The organism is Vibrio sp. KUL80 (genome assembly GCF_059725495.1).
Window position 1 is genome coordinate 2979580 of sequence record NZ_AP045841.1, and the last position, 16033, is coordinate 2995612.

At 49.1% G+C, this 16033-nt stretch carries 14 protein-coding genes and 1 other RNA gene; 4 read left to right on the forward strand and 11 right to left on the reverse strand.

The features are described from left to right. Positions 1-6: 6 nt before the first annotated feature. From murD to rsmI, 9 genes are all read right to left on the reverse strand, one after another. On the reverse strand, positions 7-1335 hold the full coding sequence (murD, locus tag AC6I8U_RS13640) for a UDP-N-acetylmuramoyl-L-alanine--D-glutamate ligase (RefSeq protein WP_498017167.1): 1329 nt from the start codon (positions 1333-1335) through the stop codon (positions 7-9). A 21-nt stretch (positions 1336-1356) separates the two neighbouring features. Next, on the reverse strand, positions 1357-2439 hold the full coding sequence (mraY, locus tag AC6I8U_RS13645; protein WP_128647974.1) for a phospho-N-acetylmuramoyl-pentapeptide-transferase: 1083 nt from the start codon (positions 2437-2439) through the stop codon (positions 1357-1359). Continuing rightward, the gene (locus AC6I8U_RS13650) at positions 2436-3800 is read right to left on the reverse strand and encodes a UDP-N-acetylmuramoyl-tripeptide--D-alanyl-D-alanine ligase (protein ID WP_498017168.1); all 1365 of its coding nucleotides are present in this window, start codon (positions 3798-3800) and stop codon (positions 2436-2438) included. The genes mraY and AC6I8U_RS13650 overlap by 4 nt, the downstream gene beginning before the upstream one ends. Then, a complete protein-coding gene (gene murE / locus AC6I8U_RS13655; RefSeq protein WP_498017169.1) occupies positions 3797-5296 on the reverse strand; it encodes a UDP-N-acetylmuramoyl-L-alanyl-D-glutamate--2,6-diaminopimelate ligase in 1500 nt (499 codons plus the stop codon). The genes AC6I8U_RS13650 and murE overlap by 4 nt, the downstream gene beginning before the upstream one ends. Before the next feature lie 10 nt (positions 5297-5306). Continuing rightward, positions 5307-7043, reverse strand: coding sequence for a penicillin-binding transpeptidase domain-containing protein (locus AC6I8U_RS13660; protein WP_498017170.1), 1737 nt, complete (start codon positions 7041-7043; stop codon positions 5307-5309). Beyond that, on the reverse strand, positions 7040-7360 hold the full coding sequence (gene ftsL, locus AC6I8U_RS13665; RefSeq protein WP_042475995.1) for a cell division protein FtsL: 321 nt from the start codon (positions 7358-7360) through the stop codon (positions 7040-7042). Before ftsL ends, AC6I8U_RS13660 begins: the two co-directional genes overlap by 4 nt. Positions 7361-7371: 11 nt before the next feature. Next, entirely contained in the window at positions 7372-8322 is a 951-nt protein-coding gene (rsmH, locus tag AC6I8U_RS13670; protein ID WP_234494511.1) for a 16S rRNA (cytosine(1402)-N(4))-methyltransferase RsmH, read from the reverse strand. 152 nt (positions 8323-8474) lie between these two features. Next, positions 8475-8881, reverse strand: an RNA gene (rnpB, locus tag AC6I8U_RS13675) — RNase P RNA component class A. Between the two features lie 45 nt (positions 8882-8926). After that, positions 8927-9790 (reverse strand): 16S rRNA (cytidine(1402)-2'-O)-methyltransferase, encoded by an 864-nt coding sequence (gene rsmI / locus AC6I8U_RS13680; RefSeq protein ID WP_498017171.1) that lies wholly within the window; start codon positions 9788-9790, stop codon positions 8927-8929. 62 nt (positions 9791-9852) lie between these two features. Here rsmI and AC6I8U_RS13685 point away from each other — a divergent pair, with 62 nt between their 5' ends. Genes AC6I8U_RS13685 through AC6I8U_RS13700 form a run of 4 tightly spaced genes read left to right on the forward strand, consistent with a single transcriptional unit; the run spans position 9853 to position 13405 of the window. Beyond that, a complete protein-coding gene (locus AC6I8U_RS13685; RefSeq protein WP_498017172.1) occupies positions 9853-11754 on the forward strand; it encodes a penicillin-binding protein activator in 1902 nt (633 codons plus the stop codon). Further along, positions 11717-12106 carry a YraN family protein gene (locus AC6I8U_RS13690; protein WP_042475983.1) on the forward strand — a complete coding sequence of 130 codons (390 nt, stop codon included), beginning with the start codon at positions 11717-11719 and terminating at the stop codon, positions 12104-12106. The genes AC6I8U_RS13685 and AC6I8U_RS13690 overlap by 38 nt, the downstream gene beginning before the upstream one ends. 2 nt (positions 12107-12108) lie before the next feature. Continuing rightward, positions 12109-12699, forward strand: a complete 591-nt coding sequence (locus AC6I8U_RS13695) for a phosphoheptose isomerase (protein WP_234494514.1) — start codon at positions 12109-12111, stop codon at positions 12697-12699. Between the two features lie 10 nt (positions 12700-12709). After that, positions 12710-13405, forward strand: coding sequence for a BON domain-containing protein (locus AC6I8U_RS13700; RefSeq protein ID WP_498018365.1), 696 nt, complete (start codon positions 12710-12712; stop codon positions 13403-13405). An 81-nt stretch (positions 13406-13486) separates the two neighbouring features. Here the strand turns inward: AC6I8U_RS13700 and ilvN are convergent, their stop codons facing one another. Both ilvN and AC6I8U_RS13710 read right to left on the reverse strand, forming a co-directional pair. Then, the gene (ilvN, locus tag AC6I8U_RS13705; RefSeq protein ID WP_006072691.1) at positions 13487-13981 is read right to left on the reverse strand and encodes an acetolactate synthase small subunit; all 495 of its coding nucleotides are present in this window, start codon (positions 13979-13981) and stop codon (positions 13487-13489) included. 1 nt (position 13982) lies between these two features. Next, the gene (locus AC6I8U_RS13710) at positions 13983-15719 is read right to left on the reverse strand and encodes an acetolactate synthase 3 large subunit (protein ID WP_252013440.1); all 1737 of its coding nucleotides are present in this window, start codon (positions 15717-15719) and stop codon (positions 13983-13985) included. Between the last annotated feature and the right edge of the window lie 314 nt (positions 15720-16033).

Genomic DNA, 16033 nt, shown 5'->3' on the forward strand with positions numbered 1-16033 from the left:
TCCGTGTTAACTAACTTGTGTCGAGTATTGCTGAGCTAATTGAGTGAAATGATCGCCACGAGCCATAAAGTTGGCAAACTGATCAAAGCTAGCACAAGCCGGCGATAGCATGACCATATCACCCTGCTGTAACTGTGGCGTGATCTCAGCCAAGATATCGTCTATCGAGGCATATTGCACCGCGCTATCGTGAAGTGGCACAAACTCATGCCCATCGCGACCAAAACAGCACAGCTTCACGTTAAGCGCTGCTAACGGTGCCGCTAATTCGGAAAAATCGGCCCCTTTGCCTACGCCACCGACCAGCAGGTATAGAGTGCCTTCCAGTGACAGCCCCGACAACGCAGCGAGTGTGCTTGCTACATTGGTCGCTTTTGAATCATTGACCCATTTCACGCCACTGTTGTCAGCAACAACCTGACAGCGATGGCTCAAGCCACGGTACGCTTTTAAGCACTCTAACGCTTGTTGATAGTCTACGCCTGCGAGCTTAAGTAATCCGCACGCCACCAATGCATTAGACCAGTTGTGCTTGCCCACAATGCTAAGCTCGTCAGTAGCAATGATGAGCTCACCGTTATCAACAAGCCATGTGCGCCCATCTAGATCTTGCATGCCAAATTGCGTCGAATCAAAGCCGAACGTTGTCAAAGTAGCATCAGACTCTAGAGGGTAAGTGTCCGGTTCATCTCGGTTCACCAATGCATTATCAGCATGCATGAAGATCCTGCGTTTAGCCTCTGCGTAATCGTCCATCCCCTCGTATCTATCCATATGATCTTCAGACAGATTCAAGAAGGTTGATACTGTGGTATTAAGCGACGAGGTCGTTTCCAACTGAAAACTCGAAAGCTCAAGGACATAAAGGTCCGCATCTAGCTCTAACAAATCGAGAGCAGGAACACCAATGTTGCCGCCGACACCAACGGTTAAGCCCGTCGCCTTAGCCATCTCACCAGTGAGGTCCGTAACCGTACTTTTGCCGTTAGAGCCTGTTATGGCGATAACGGGTTTGGAATTCGCCCACGCAAACAGCTCGATATCCCCAACGACACGTACACCGCTTTGCAGTGCTTGATCAATTTCTGGCGTCGCCAGCGCAATGCCTGGATTGCATACCACTAAATCAGCGCTTAATAGCCACTCAGGTTCAAAGCTTCCAGTATGCAAGGCTACGTCAGTCGGCAGCTGCTCCGCTCCAGGTGGATTATCGCGACTATCCATAACCTTGATAGCGATGTTTGGGTGATGTTTTCGAATGTGATTAACGACTGAGAGCCCGGTAATACCGAGCCCTACTACGACGACATTGTTAATATCTTGCCAGCGTTCCATCAACGGGGTCCCTATCTGAGATTAACGTACTTTCAGTGTGGCTAGACCAATCAGAACCAGCACAATAGAGATAATCCAGAAGCGAACGATAACACGCGGCTCTGGCCAACCTTTGAGTTCATAGTGGTGATGGATAGGCGCCATACGGAAGATGCGCTGACCACGAAGTTTGTATGAACCAACCTGAAGGATTACCGACAGTGTTTCCATCACGAACACGCCGCCCATGATGACCAACACAAACTCTTGACGCACAAGAACCGCGATCACACCCAGTGCACCACCAAGCGCCAATGAGCCGACATCACCCATAAACACCTGTGCTGGATAGGTGTTAAACCATAGGAAACCTAGGCCTGCACCAACCATTGCCGTACAAACCACAACTAGCTCAGAGGTATACGGGATATACGGGATATGCAAATAATTGGCGAAGTTCACGTTACCGGTTGCCCAGGCAATAACAGCGAAACCTGCCGCAACCAATACGGTTGGCATGATCGCTAAGCCATCGAGACCATCGGTGAGGTTAACCGCATTACTGGTACCAACAATCACGAAGTAGGTAAAGACAATGTAGAACAGTCCCATTTGTGGCATGACGTCTTTAAAGAATGGCACCACAAGTTGCGTAGCTGCCGTATCTTGACCGTGAGCGTATAGCGCAAAAGCAACAACCAAAGCAATCAAAGACTGCCAGAAGTACTTCCAACGAGCGATCAGACCATCGGTGTTCTTACGCACTACTTTGCGATAATCATCAACAAAGCCGACGGCACCATAGCCTAGCAGTACCGCTAGAACGGCCCAAACATATGGGTTACTCAGATCAGACCAAAGCAGCACGGTGACAGAAATCGCAAATAGGATCATCACACCACCCATGGTTGGCGTGCCACGTTTACTAAAGTGCGACTCTGGACCTTCGTTACGAACAACTTGTCCAATTTGCAGCATTTGCAGACGGGCAATCATTTTGGGTCCCATCCACAAAGAAATTCCAAGAGCAGTTAATACACTGACAATGGCTCTGAATGACAAATATTCAAACAGACGAAAAAAAGAAAAGTATGGCTGTAGTAACTCTGCAAGCCAAATGATCATGTGTATTTCTCCTTCAGTGCATTGGCGATATTGAACATGCCTGCACTTAGCGCCCCTTTAACTAACAAAGTATGAGGGGTCTGGTTTAACTGTACTAATGTTCGCTCGATATATTCGAGCATGCTGTCGTGACTTTCAAAATGCTGTCCACTGCATAAGTCACTAATCACTTTTGCATCCTCACCATAGGTCAAAACGTGCTCAAAAGCGAAAGGAGCAGCATGTTCACCGACTTCTTTGTGAAGTGCAAGGCTTTCATGCCCTAATTCGGCCATGTTACCCAAAATCAACCAACGCTGTGTTTGGGTAAACTGCCCGAGAAGATCGACGGCGGCTTTCATTGCAGGCACGCTGGCATTGTAGCTGTCGTCAATCAAGGTAATGGTGTCGTTAAGTTTTTCAACGTCAACGCGACGTTTCACTTTACTCAGTGATTGCAAACCGCTCTGGATCTGCTCATGCGTAGCGCCAACTTGCGTTGCTAACGCGGCTGCGGCAACCGCATTAGCCACGTTATGCTCACCAATCATAGTTAACTCTACTGAAACCGAACCCGTTGGTGTATGAAGTGTAAACAGCGGACTTCCGAGCGATGACATGGTGATGTCAGAGGCATAATAGTCTGCGTTAACATTCTGTTTGGAAAAAGTAACCACACGTTTGTCAGCCAGCACCTCATTCCAATAGTCACCACCATTGCTGTCAAGGTTGACCAAGGCGATACCACCCTTAGAAAGTCCTTGATAGATTTCACCTTTGGCTTGCTTTACGCCATCAATAGAACCAAAGCCTTCAAGGTGTGCCTCGGCAACATTATTGACAATAGCGACATCCGGTTGAGTCAGCGCCGTCGTGTAAGCAATTTCACCGATGTGGTTTGCACCGAGCTCGATAACCGAGAACTCATCTTGAGGCGTATTGCGAAGTAAGGTGAGTGGCACTCCGATGTCGTTGTTAAAGTTACCTGCCGTGTAGAGCACCTGCCCTTTACTCGACAAGATGCTGGCAATCATTTCTTTAACTGTGGTTTTGCCACAACTTCCCGTGATAGCAAGGGTCTTGGTTTGGCAACGCTTATGAACTTCTGCGCCAAGCTGCCCTAATGCGCGCTTACTGTCGGTGACCACGATTTGCGCCACTGAGACATCGAGCTCTCTTTCAACTATCAGTGCCGCTGCACCTTTATCCACCGCTTGCTTCGCAAAATCATGAGCATCAAAGCGATCACCAACCAGTGCGATGAATAGCGCGCCGGCTTCGATCGCTCGCGTGTCTGTGGTGACATCCGTGATATGGACCGATTCACCGACTAGCTGACCATCGACGATGGCTGCGATATCCGTTAACGAAAGTTCAATCATAATGTGAGTCCTAGTAACTGCGCTGCGGTTTCTCTGTCTGAGTAGTGAACGGAGTCAGTGCCAATCACCTGATAATCTTCGTGACCTTTACCAGCAAGCAGAATAATGTCTGAGGCGGTCGCATTTCGCACCGCCAACTGCGCGGCCTCAAAACGAGAATGTTCAACGTAAGCGCGGCTCGGCTCACGCATTCCCGCCAGCATGTCCTCAACAATCGCTTTAGGATCTTCGCTGCGGGGATTGTCATCACTTAAAATCACTTTATCCGCTAATTGCTCTGCGATAGACGCCATCATTGGGCGTTTACCTTTATCTCGGTCACCGCCACATCCAGCGATCACCCAAAGCTGTCCTTCACAATGCACTCTTAGCGCCTGCAATGCCTTTTCGAGCGCATCTGGTGTATGCGCATAATCCACTACAATTTTGGGCTTATCTAACGCTTGGAAAAGCTCCATGCGACCCAACACAGGCTGAAGTTTACAGGCAGTTTCGGTAAGCGCTTGTTTCTCAAAGCCAAGGACCAGGAGCGCTGCGAACGCCAGTAACACATTACTAGCATTAAACTGACCAATAAGCGGCGCATCAAGTTTACCGCTGCCAAAGTAGCCATCAAATTCTATCGAGATGCCGCCATCACTGTAATGCACCGATGTCGCCCATAGCCCTTTTTCGCTGAGCTGATGACCTTCGACAGAAACGGCAATCGCATCACTGCGCTCAGAAAGCCAGCGACGGCCAACCTCATCATCGACGTTCAGCACGGCGTGCTCGCAATGATGCCCCGTAAAAAGTAGCTTTTTCGCCTCTTCATAGCCTTGCATCGTGCCATGGTAATCCAGATGGTCGCGACTAAGGTTAGTAAAAATACCCAGAGAGAAAGGAACCGCCGCTACGCGCCTCTGGACCAAACCATGGGACGAGACCTCCATTGCCGTGTATTGCGCACCTTGGCTATCCAACTGGGATAGAGTGCGCTGGACGTCAATCGCGCTGCCAGTGGTATTTTTCGCTTCTTGCAGATCGCTTAAGAAACCATTGCCCGTGGTGCCCATGATGGCGGCTTTCTCGCCAAGCAGTTCAATCCACTGCGCAATAAGCTGAGTGATCGTCGTCTTACCATTGGTGCCCGTAACACCAATGACTCGCTGCTGGTACTGATAAAGACGCGCTGCGATCACCGATAGCAAGCTGTCGAGCTGATAGATATGAACAACAGGTACATCGTGAACGTAACTGATTTCGCCATGTTTGTGCTCTGCATCTGCCTGCGCAATAACAGACTTGGCGCCAGATTGAACTGCACGCTCGATAAACAAGCGACCATCGACAGTGTGACCGATAATCGCCACAAAGGTATCACCTTGTTCAATCGCACGACTATCAAGTCCCAAGTTAGACACCTTGATTGTGCCCAGAGAACTATCTGTCATCAGCTTATTGCTGTCATCAAGCCATGGTTTTAATAGCTTTGCCAATGTCAAAGAGGTCAACATTGCTTCTCACCTATTGCTGAAATTGGTTTTCGTCGGGAGCGACATTCAGTATCTGTAGCGCTCCTTTCATGATTTCGGAAAATACCGGCCCCGCTACGGCACCGCCATAATATTGGTCACCTTGTGGTTCATTGATGACCACAACCAAGGCAATGCGTGGGTCGCTCACTGGGGCAACACCTGAGGTGATCGCTACATACTCATCGCTATAGCCACCCGCAGCCGCCTTTCTTGATGTACCGGTTTTTGCAGCAACTCGATAGCCGGGCACGGCTGCTCTCGTTGCCGTACCTCCCGGCTGCGTTACCGCTTCGAGCATATGCAAAACCGACATCGCGTCGTCGTGATCAATGACCTGCTTTGACAGGTCTTGCTGGTTATTTTCAATAATATGTACAGGCTGGTATAAGCCACCATTGCCCAGCGTCGCATAAGCATGAGCGAGCTGAAGAGGCGTAATGGAGATGCCGTAGCCAAACGCTAGAGTCGCGATTTCAAACTGCGACCAGCGGCGTCGATTAGGGAAGATACCAGTGGTTTCACCGACGAGGTTCAGGCCAGAGAGTTGGCCATAGCCGATTGAACTATACATGCCGAGTAGCGCCTCTAGTGGCATGTCTAACGCCAATTTAGCGACACCGATGTTACTCGACTTTTGCAGAATCTTAGCGAGGTTCGCTTTGCCAACCTTTGAGGTATCGCGTACGCGACTGCCACCAATTTGCATGATGCCATTGCCAGTATCGATAATGGTATTTTCATCGGCAATCCCAGCCTCTAAAGCCGCTAGCACCACAAATGGCTTCACAGTAGAACCTGGCTCCATAGCGTCGGTGATCACTCGGTTACGCATGGTAAATGATTGGCGAGAAGAGCGGTTATTCGGGTTGTACGATGGGGCATTGACCATGGCTAGCACGCCACCCGTTTTCACGTCTATGATGACGGCGCTGCCAGACGTCGCACGATAATCGGCTACCGCTTGCTTAACAGCACGATAAGCGATCGCCTGAAGTCTTTGGTCGACAGTCAGTTCGAGCGGCTTGCCTTCCTCTCTATCTTCCAGAGATATATTTTCTACCACTCGCCCGTAACGGTCTTTACGAATAATGCGCTTGCCAGCTTCACCCGTCAGCCACTTGTCGTAACTGCGCTCCACCCCTTCAAGGCCATGCCCATCAATACCTGTTACGCCGACCAAGTGAGCACTAACCTCACCCGCTGGGTAGTAACGTCTTGACTCGGCTTTCAGTCCAACACCGGAGAGTTTCAGCTCTTTAATGTACTTTGCCATTGCAGGGCTTACTTGGCGTTGCAGGTAGATAAATCGGCGGGTTTTGTTTTTATTGATTTTAGCGATCAAGTCATCTCGGTCGAGGCCGAGAACATCAGCAAGGGCATGCCAGCGGTCAAGCTGTTTTAGACCATCGTCTTTGAAAATGGTAGCGGGATCGGCCCAGACGGCCTGCACAGGTACACTAACCGCCAGTGGCTCACCGTTTCTATCTGAGATGATGCCGCGCGCAGACGGCAGCGCTTTAACACGCACAGAGCGTAAATCGCCCTGCTTAATCAGGTTGTCAGGCTCGATAACTTGGATGTAGCCGATACGCACGATAAGCGCGGCAAAGATAAGAAGCACGCCACCCATAATAAGGCGAAAACGCCACGCAATGAGCTCTGGCTGGGTAGCTGCTTGCTGAGATTGTTTCTTGTTGGAAGACTTAACGACTTTTTTGCCTTTCATTTCAGGGAAACCACTACTTCCTTGTCTGCGTCTGGGCGCGTCATATCTAACTCTTGTTTCGCCATAGCCTGCACTCGGCTATGCTCTGAAAGCGCATTTTCTTCAAGTAAGAGGTTACGCCACTCGTTATCAAGCCGCTCACGCTCCTGAAGCGCAAGATCTTTTTCATTAATGGCTTCACGCGTGTGATGGGTTGCAAATACCACCCCCATCGCTGTTGCGAATATCATCAAGAAGACCATGAGCGGTATACGCCCTACCGTGATGATATCTAAGGCAATCAGTTTCGCGAGATTATGAGTCGGCTGGTTAGACATCCCGTCATCCGTTACAGTTTTTCCGCCACACGAAGTACAGAGCTGCGTGAGCGAGTGTTCATTTCCACTTCTTGATCAGAAGGCTTGAGCGCCTTACCGATTGTTTTAAGGTTAGCGCTGCCAAGTGCACGAATTTGGTCTTCCGTCATTGGAATACCATGTGGCACCTGTGGACCCTTACTCTCTTTGCGCATAAAGTGCTTAACCATGCGATCTTCTAGCGAGTGAAAGCTGATCACTGACAGTCGCCCCTGTGGAGCAAGAATGCTTGCCGCCCCTTTAAGCGCGGTGTCGATCTCTTCAAGTTCGCTATTGATATAAATGCGAAATGCTTGGAATGCACGCGTTGCCGGATGCTTCTTCTCTTTGAAGCTCTTTGGCGCAGCTTCTGAAATCAACTTCGCTAGCTGACTCGTGCGCGTCAGCGGCTCTTTCTCTTCGTCTTCACGATGAGCAACAATCGCTTTTGCGATGCGGCGAGCGTGCTTGTCTTCACCAAACTCACGAATCACCCAAGTAATGTCATCAAGGTCAGCTTGCGCCAACCACTCAGACACTGGCATACCGGACGTTGGATCCATACGCATATCCAATGGACCATCTTTCATAAAGCTAAAGCCACGTTCTGCGTCATCAAGCTGAGGTGAAGAGACGCCAAGGTCGAGCAACACACCATCGACTTTCCCTACTAGGTCATAGCGCTCTGCGTACTCGGCCATGCCAGAGAAGGGACCATGGATAATGGTAAAGCGAGGATCGTCGATCTTTTTTGCTTCTTCGATAGCCGTCGGATCGCGGTCAATACTGAATAGGCGACCGTTGTCACCCAATTGTGAAAGAATCTGACGACTGTGACCACCACGACCAAACGTTCCATCAATGTAAGTTCCATCCGGTTTGATCGCTAGACCATCAATGGATTCGTGAAGTAGTACCGAAATGTGTTGAAAGGATTCGCTCATGGGTGATCTCGAGAGTTGCTTGGGCAAAGATGACAAGTTTACTGATTTACTGCAGTAACGTCATCTGGTTAAGTTCAGCCTATCGTAAAGATAGGTGATAAAAAAGCAAAAAACCCATCACAAAATCAATTTGTAATGGGTTTTTCTATAATAGGTGAAGTTGACCTGTAAGCCGGGTTCTGTATCCGCCGAAGCGGTGATAGCCATTCGTCTAGGCCAGCAATCGCTCACTGGCTCGAGCAACCTACCCGCCCCCTTACGCGAGCCACGCAATGTGGGGGCCTATTTGGTCTTGCTCCGGGTGGAGTTTACCTTGCAACGAACTATTGCTAGTCGCCCGGTGCGCTCTTACCGCACCCTTTCACCCTTACCTGTGCTCCTTCCGAAGAAATGGAGCCATCGGCGGTCTTCTCTCTGCTGCACTTGTCGTAGGCTTTCGCCCCCCAGGCGTTACCTGGCACCCTGCTCTGTGGAGCCCGGACTTTCCTCCCCTCCGTCAGTCTCCCCCAAGACAAGCTCAAGGGGACGTCAACGAAGCAGCGACTATCCGGTCAACTTCAGGGCGCGGATTGTAGCGAAGCGAGCAAGATTACTCAATGTTTTTCTAGGATAAGTTTTCCAAACCCCATTTATAGAGGGCGTTCTTCTTGAGGTTATAGATCTCAGCCGTCGCAGCAGCGGCTTTCTTTAACGGCAGTTCTTTGACCAAAATTGCCAAGGTACGCGTCGCGTCATCAGGCAGTTCTTCATTCACTGGCTCTCTGTGTCCATGAATCAGCAGCACCATCTCGCCGCGCTTACGGTTTTCATCTTCTTCAATCCATTCAATCAGTTCACCTAGTGGCAAACCTTGAATCGTTTCGTAAGTTTTAGTGAGTTCACGAGCCAATACCACCTCACGTTCAGGACCAAGCACGTCCAGCATATCAGCAAGAGATTCAGTGATTCGGTGCGGTGATTCATAGAAGATGCAAGTACGCTCAACCTTGGCGATCTCCATAAATTTATCTTTGCGCCCTTTGCTCTTCGCTGGCAAAAAGCCCTCAAAACTAAAGCGATCAGATGGCAGACCAGAGGCACTCAGCGCCGTGATCACCGCACATGCACCAGGTAATGGCACAACTTTAACGCCTGCTTGACGACATTGAGAGACCAAATGATACCCTGGGTCACTAATTAGCGGAGTCCCTGCATCAGAAACCAATGCAATAGATTCCCCCGCTAGAAGTTTATCGACTAAAACTTGCGCTTTTTGCTGCTCATTGTGATCATGCAGCGCAAATGTTCTAGTTTGAATATTGAAGTGAGACAGAAGCTTGCCTGTGTGGCGCGTATCTTCAGCAGCAATAATGTCGACGCTATTAAGCACATCTAGCGCTCTTTGTGTGATATCACCGAGATTTCCGATCGGTGTCGGTACAATAAAGAGCGTTGGTTGCTCAATATAAGTAGTTTTGTTGCTTGTCATTTGTTTACCAGCACTTCAACGATTAATATAATGATTTTACACGAATAGTGATTAAAGAGCTCATGGCAATGATGAACCCAAAGAGAAATAGTGTAACACGCCTACTGACTCCAATTGCATTGGCTTTGACCATTGCCGCTTGTTCTTCCCAGCCAAGCGCCCCTGCGAGCGTAGACATCACCCTTGCACCGACAGCCTCATCAGAGACTTATCTGATGCGCGCGGACGCCGATCAAGGTGGATTTGCCAATGAGTGGTTAATTTTAGCGCTTAAGGCTTCTATCCAAGAAGGTAACTACGAGCAAGCTCAAAGGCTCTCTAATCGCTTAGCGAAACAAAATCTAACAACTATTCAGCAAGCTGAATGGCAACTTGCTCGAGCTGAGCTAAACCTTGCTCAAGGTAAAGCGCAAGATGCTTACCTACAGCTTAACTTCCCTGTTGAGTGGCCACTGGCCCAGCAACAGTGGCAGCGCTACTACCAACTTCGCGCGCAAAGCCTAGCGGCGATGGGCGACTACTTCGAGGCAAGCCGTGAGCTGATCGCGATGTCAGGCTTCGCTCCACGTGACCAGCAAGAAGCCATTAATGCCGATATCTGGAACAATCTAAACCAGTACTCTGCTCAAGAGCTTTCAACATTGGTTGCTGAGCCGAAAGAAGAAGTGCTTGATGGATGGTTGCAATTAGCGACGTACATGAAAGCAATGGGCAGCTCTCTGCCTCAGCTTCAGAACACCTTGCAGAACTGGCTGACGGAAAACCCAACTCACCCAGCGGCTGTCTACACACCGCAAAGCATCTACGACATACTAAACCTCGAGATTTCTTCACCGCACAGTACTGCGCTTCTGTTGCCACTGTCTGGCAAGTACGCAAAACAAGCTGCGCTGGTCCGTGATGGATTTATGATGGCGATGATGGATGACGAAGTGCGCGATCCAGAAGCCATCTTCACTGTCATCGATACTAACGAAGCGACACCGAGTGACATCAAAGCGAAACTTGTCGCCAATGGCGTCGATTTCATCGTTGGTCCGCTTGTAAAAGAGAATGTTGAAAAGCTTCAGCAGGCTCAGCAGAACTCAGAAACACCGATTCCAGCACTTGCGCTCAATATCCCAAACGATATCGAACCATCTCAAATGATGTGTTACTTAACACTGTCACCCGAGCAAGAAGTTGCACAGGCAGCACAACATTTAGCAAAGAATGACTATTCATTCCCGCTAATCATTGCACCTCAAGGCAATCTAGGTAACCGCGTCGCGAAAGCATTTGAGGAAGAATGGTCCAAAGTGAGTGACAACAAGGTTGCGGTCGCACAATATGCGAACCGTGCTCAGCTCCAGAAAACCATTAACAATGTGTTTGGTCTTCAAGAAAGTCAGCAGCGTATCGCACAGATGGAAGCGCTAACAGGGATGAAGCTTGAGAATCAACCGCGTAGCCGCCGTGATGTCGATTCGGTCTACATTGTCGCGAATAACGCCGATCTTACTTTGATCAAACCGTTTATCGAAGTGGCGATTAACCCAGATGCACCACAGCCTAAGCTGTTTGCAGACTCTCACAGCCACAGCGAGAAGCGCCAGTACGAAGACCTCACTGGTGTGGTATACAGTGATATTCCGCTGCTCGTTAATGAAGATTCTGAGCTTGATGCTCAAATGAACAAGTTCTGGCCTAAGAGCTCAAATGCAGAGAAGCGCCTCCAAGCGCTTGGCATGGACGCGTACACGCTAACGAAAGAGCTACCGCAACTAAAAGCGGTTGAGGGCTACTCAGTAGATGGTCAAACTGGCGTGCTTACGCTTGACCAAAGCTGTATCGTACAGCGCCAAATTTCATGGGGCGTATACGGCGAAACCAAACCAGCTGCTGAGCAAGAAGCGACAGCAGAACCCGCTCAGGATGAGAGTACCGATGACATTGCTGCCCTGGAACAAACCGTCAGCGAGTAAGCGTGCCGTCGGCAAAAACTATGAGGAACTCGCCAAAGACTACCTTGGTCGACAAGGTCTAGTTCCTCTTACTGACAACTTCACGGTAAAATGTGGCGAAGTCGACCTCATCATGCGCGACAAGTCGAGCATTGTCTTCATTGAAGTTAAGTATCGACGCAATCAAAACTATGGCACGGCCCAAGAGATGGTGACACGTGCCAAAGCCAAAAAGATTGAGAAAGCAGCGACGCTGTGGCTACTCAAAAATGGCTTATCACCCTATGACACCGAATTTCGATTTGATGTGGTTGCCATCCATGAACAAGGCAATGATATCAACTGGATAAAAAACGCGATCACTCAAGGATAACCATGCGCGATAGCATCAAAGAAAGTTTTACTGAAAGCATTCAAATTCAAATAGCAGCGGCAGAAGCCCTGCCAGACGTCATCACTCACGCAGCCCAGGCCATGGTTGCAACGCTGCTGAATGGCAACAAGATCCTATGCTGCGGCAATGGTGGGTCGGCCTCCAACGCGCAGCAGTTCGTGTCGTGCCTCCTTAACCGCTTCGAAACAGAGCGTCCTAGCCTTCCGGCAATGACACTGACGGCAGACAACACCACCATGACAGCGGTTGCAAACGACTATAACTTTGAAGATATCTTTGCCAAGCAAGTGCGCGCATTTGGACAGACTGACGATATCCTGCTTGCTATCTCTACCAGCGGAAACAGCAAGAATGTCATCAAAGCGATGGAAGCGGCGGTTACACGTGGAATGACCATCATCGCCTTCACAGGTAAAGATGGCGGCGAAATGGCAGGTCTGCTCGGAGAGAATGATGTGGAAATTCGAATTCCTTCACACCGCACGGCGCGCATTCATGAGGTTCACATGGTGACTTTGCACTGTTTGTGTGACCTTATTGACCAAGTTCTATTCCCGTCTCACGAAGAGTAATAGCATGAAGATGTATAAAGCGATCGCGCTCCTAATGGTGAGTGTCATGATGTCAGGTTGCGCTGGCTTATTTGTCGCTGGCGCAGCAACAACGGTTAACCTAGTCACCGACACACGCAGCGCAAAAGAGATTTGGAACGACAGCGCCCTTGAGTCTGAAGTGGCTGGCATGGGCAATAAAGCCCCTTACGTGGGCAATGTTCGAGTCGTTGCTAGCTCACAGCGCGGCACGGTTGTGCTAATGGGTCAGGCGAACACTGAGGCTCTGAGCAGTCAACTTGAAAGCCAAGTGAAGGGATTGAGCGGTGTCAAACGTGTCTACAACCAGATTCGCATCAAACAACCACTGAGCTTCACCCAAATCAGCAATGACAGCTGGCTAACGACCAAGGTTAAGTCGGCACTGCTTACTGATCAGAGACTTAACGGCGTAAAAGTCAAAGTCATTACCGAAGACAGCGAAGTTTTCTTGCTAGGCTATGTATCTAAAGAGCACGCCGATATTGCTACTGAACTTGCTCGCAACGTATCGGGTGTAAAGCAGGTTATTCGAGCATTCCAATTCAGTGAGCAACAAGAGAAGCTCAATACAGAAGCAGAGGCTGAACCGGCACAAGTTGAAGAAGCGCCTCAACCTCAAGAAGAGGAAGAAGAGATGCGACCTATCATCGAAGAGCCAGCGCCATTTGTTGAGATTGAAGGCTAATCGATAACCCTAAGTTAGAAAACGAGTTAGATAACAAAAAAGCCAGTCCTGAGACTGGCTTTTTTCATGCTACTAGAAGCGTTATGGCTTTAGCGCTCGTTCACCACGAGCAATACCGACAATACCGCTTCGAGCCACCTCAACGACATCAGTAACCTCAGACAAAGCTGAGACAAACGCATCGAGTTTTTCCGCCGTACCAGCAAGCTGCACCGTATACTGAGATGCCGTTACATCAACGATCTGACCACGGAAGATGTCTGCCGTGCGTTTCACTTCTGCACGAGCAAAGCCACTTGCCTTAACCTTCACCATCATCAGCTCACGCTCGATGTGGTCAAACTCCGTCACTTCTTGCACTTTCAAAACATCAATAAGCTTATGAAGCTGCTTCTGGATCTGCTCAAGCTCCATTTCATCCGACTCAGTGGTGATATTGAGTCGCGATAGTGTCTCGTCATCGGTCGGCGACACGTTCAAAGATTCGATGTTGTAACCACGCTGAGAGAATAAGCCAACAACGCGAGACAGTGCGCCAGGTTGGTTTTCCATTAGTAGCGAAATGATATGTCTCATATTAGGTTCTCTCCGTCTTGCTTAGCCACATCTTGTGCATGCCTTCCCCTTTGATTTGCATAGGGTAAACGTGCTCGGTCTCGTCAACATTGATATCAACGAAGACTAGGCGGTCTTTCATTTCTAATGCTTTTTTCAGACCTGATTCCAGTTCACTTGGGTTCGAGATTCGAATACCAACGTGTCCATACGCTTCTGCAATCGCAGCGAAATCAGGAACAGAGTCCATATATGAGTTAGAGTGACGCCCTTGATAAATAATATCTTGCCACTGTTTCACCATCCCTAAAAAACGGTTGTTTAGGTTGATGATCTTAACTGGAACGTCGTATTGCATTGCCGTAGACAGCTCTTGAATATTCATCTGAATACTGCCATCACCTGTCACACACACGACCTCTTCATCTGGGTAGGCAAATTTAACCCCCATAGCTGCAGGGAAGCCAAAGCCCATCGTGCCCAGACCACCAGAATTAATCCAACGGCGTGGCTTGTTAAACGGATAGTAGAGTGCCGCGAACATTTGGTGCTGACCGACATCGGAAGCAACAAACGCGTCTCCACCCGTCAGCTTGTGAAGTACTTCAATAACTTGTTGTGGCTTAATGCGCTCTTCTGAGGTTTCATAGCCAAGACAGTTTCGCTCTTTCCATCCCGCAATATCATCCCACCACGAGTTGAGTGCCGCTTCATCGTTCGTGCCACCCTGCTCGACAAGCAGTTTGAGCATGGTCTCTAGTACCACATCTGCAGAGCCTACTATAGGTAAGTCTGCGCGCACGTTTTTCGAGATAGACGATGGGTCGATATCAATATGAACAACCTTAGCGTCAGGGCAGTACTTATCTAGATTGTTGGTGGTTCGGTCATCAAAACGAACCCCCACGCCGAAAATTAGGTCGGCATTATGCATTGCTAGGTTTGCTTCGTATGTACCGTGCATACCTAGCATGCCTAAAGAATTCTTATGTGTGCCAGGGAAGGCGCCCAGCCCCATCAAGGTACTCACTACTGGCAGGTTCAAGGTTTCTGCCAACTTGACGATGTGTTGGTCCGCTTCAGACATGATGGCGCCGCCACCCACGTAAAGAACCGGCTTTTTCGCCTCTAAGATCGCCTTAAGTGCTTTTTTGATCTGCCCTTTGTGCCCAGATAGTGTCGGGTTATAAGAGCGCATCTTGATCGCTTCTGGATACTCGTAAGGGAACTTAATCTGCGGATTCATCACATCCTTTGGAATATCCACAACAACCGGTCCTGGACGACCCGTTGAGGCGATATAAAAGGCTTTTTTCAGTGTCTCTGGGATATCTTCCGCACGCTGCAATAGGAAGCTGTGCTTAACCACAGGGCGTGATACACCAACCATGTCACACTCTTGAAATGCATCGTTACCAATAAGGTTGTTTGGTACGTTACCAGACAGCACAACCATAGGGATCGAGTCCATATAGGCGGTTGCGATACCCGTGATCGTATTGGTCGCACCTGGACCAGAACACACAAGTACTACACCTGGTTTACCTGTGGCACGCGCATAGCCATCGGCCATATGTGTTGCGGCTTGTTCATGACGAACGAGAACGTGTTGGATGTTTTCGCGCTTTTCGTGTAGCGCATCGTAGATATCGAGAACGGAACCACCTGGGTAGCCAAAGATCTGTTGTACACCCTCGTCAATCAAAGATTGCACGATCATCTCTGCACCAGATAGCATTTCTGGGGTTGAATCTGCCATATTGTCTCCTTACCAGTTACCTCAACAATTAGGTCCTTGCTGAGCTGGCATTACATAGTTAGGTCTTATTCGTAGCCTAAATCGAAATTACTCACTTTCGGCTATGTCACATAGCTTGTCATAACAAGCAGTATGTTTACGCAACAACTTTAACGCTTTATTTGCATCAGGTCTAACCCGACAAACATCGCAAAAAACACACTTCCCTCTGAAATAGCCTAATCGCCATCATTTGTTACAGAGCGAAGCCAAGACACAACCAAACCATCGACATAACCTAGTAAATTCAGAGTAAAATTCTAGATAACAAATCA

Bases quoted from the DNA above. Each gene is read 5' to 3' on its own strand.
- AC6I8U_RS13685 (WP_498017172.1), top strand. From the start codon at position 9,853: ATGGCAATGATGAACCCAAAGAGAAATAGTGTAACACGCCTACTGACT.
- murE (WP_498017169.1), bottom strand. From the start codon at position 5,296: ATGTTGACCTCTTTGACATTGGCAAAGCTATTAAAACCATGGCTTGAT.
- rsmH (WP_234494511.1), bottom strand. From the start codon at position 8,322: ATGAGCGAATCCTTTCAACACATTTCGGTACTACTTCACGAATCCATT.
- AC6I8U_RS13650 (WP_498017168.1), bottom strand. From the start codon at position 3,800: ATGATTGAACTTTCGTTAACGGATATCGCAGCCATCGTCGATGGTCAG.
- AC6I8U_RS13700 (WP_498018365.1), top strand. From the start codon at position 12,710: ATGTATAAAGCGATCGCGCTCCTAATGGTGAGTGTCATGATGTCAGGT.
- AC6I8U_RS13695 (WP_234494514.1), top strand. From the start codon at position 12,109: ATGCGCGATAGCATCAAAGAAAGTTTTACTGAAAGCATTCAAATTCAA.
- mraY (WP_128647974.1), bottom strand. From the start codon at position 2,439: ATGATCATTTGGCTTGCAGAGTTACTACAGCCATACTTTTCTTTTTTT.
- murD (WP_498017167.1), bottom strand. From the start codon at position 1,335: ATGGAACGCTGGCAAGATATTAACAATGTCGTCGTAGTAGGGCTCGGT.
- ilvN (WP_006072691.1), bottom strand. From the start codon at position 13,981: ATGAGACATATCATTTCGCTACTAATGGAAAACCAACCTGGCGCACTG.
- AC6I8U_RS13660 (WP_498017170.1), bottom strand. From the start codon at position 7,043: ATGAAAGGCAAAAAAGTCGTTAAGTCTTCCAACAAGAAACAATCTCAG.
- rsmI (WP_498017171.1), bottom strand. From the start codon at position 9,790: ATGACAAGCAACAAAACTACTTATATTGAGCAACCAACGCTCTTTATT.
- AC6I8U_RS13710 (WP_252013440.1), bottom strand. From the start codon at position 15,719: ATGGCAGATTCAACCCCAGAAATGCTATCTGGTGCAGAGATGATCGTG.
- AC6I8U_RS13690 (WP_042475983.1), top strand. From the start codon at position 11,717: ATGACATTGCTGCCCTGGAACAAACCGTCAGCGAGTAAGCGTGCCGTC.
- ftsL (WP_042475995.1), bottom strand. From the start codon at position 7,360: ATGTCTAACCAGCCGACTCATAATCTCGCGAAACTGATTGCCTTAGAT.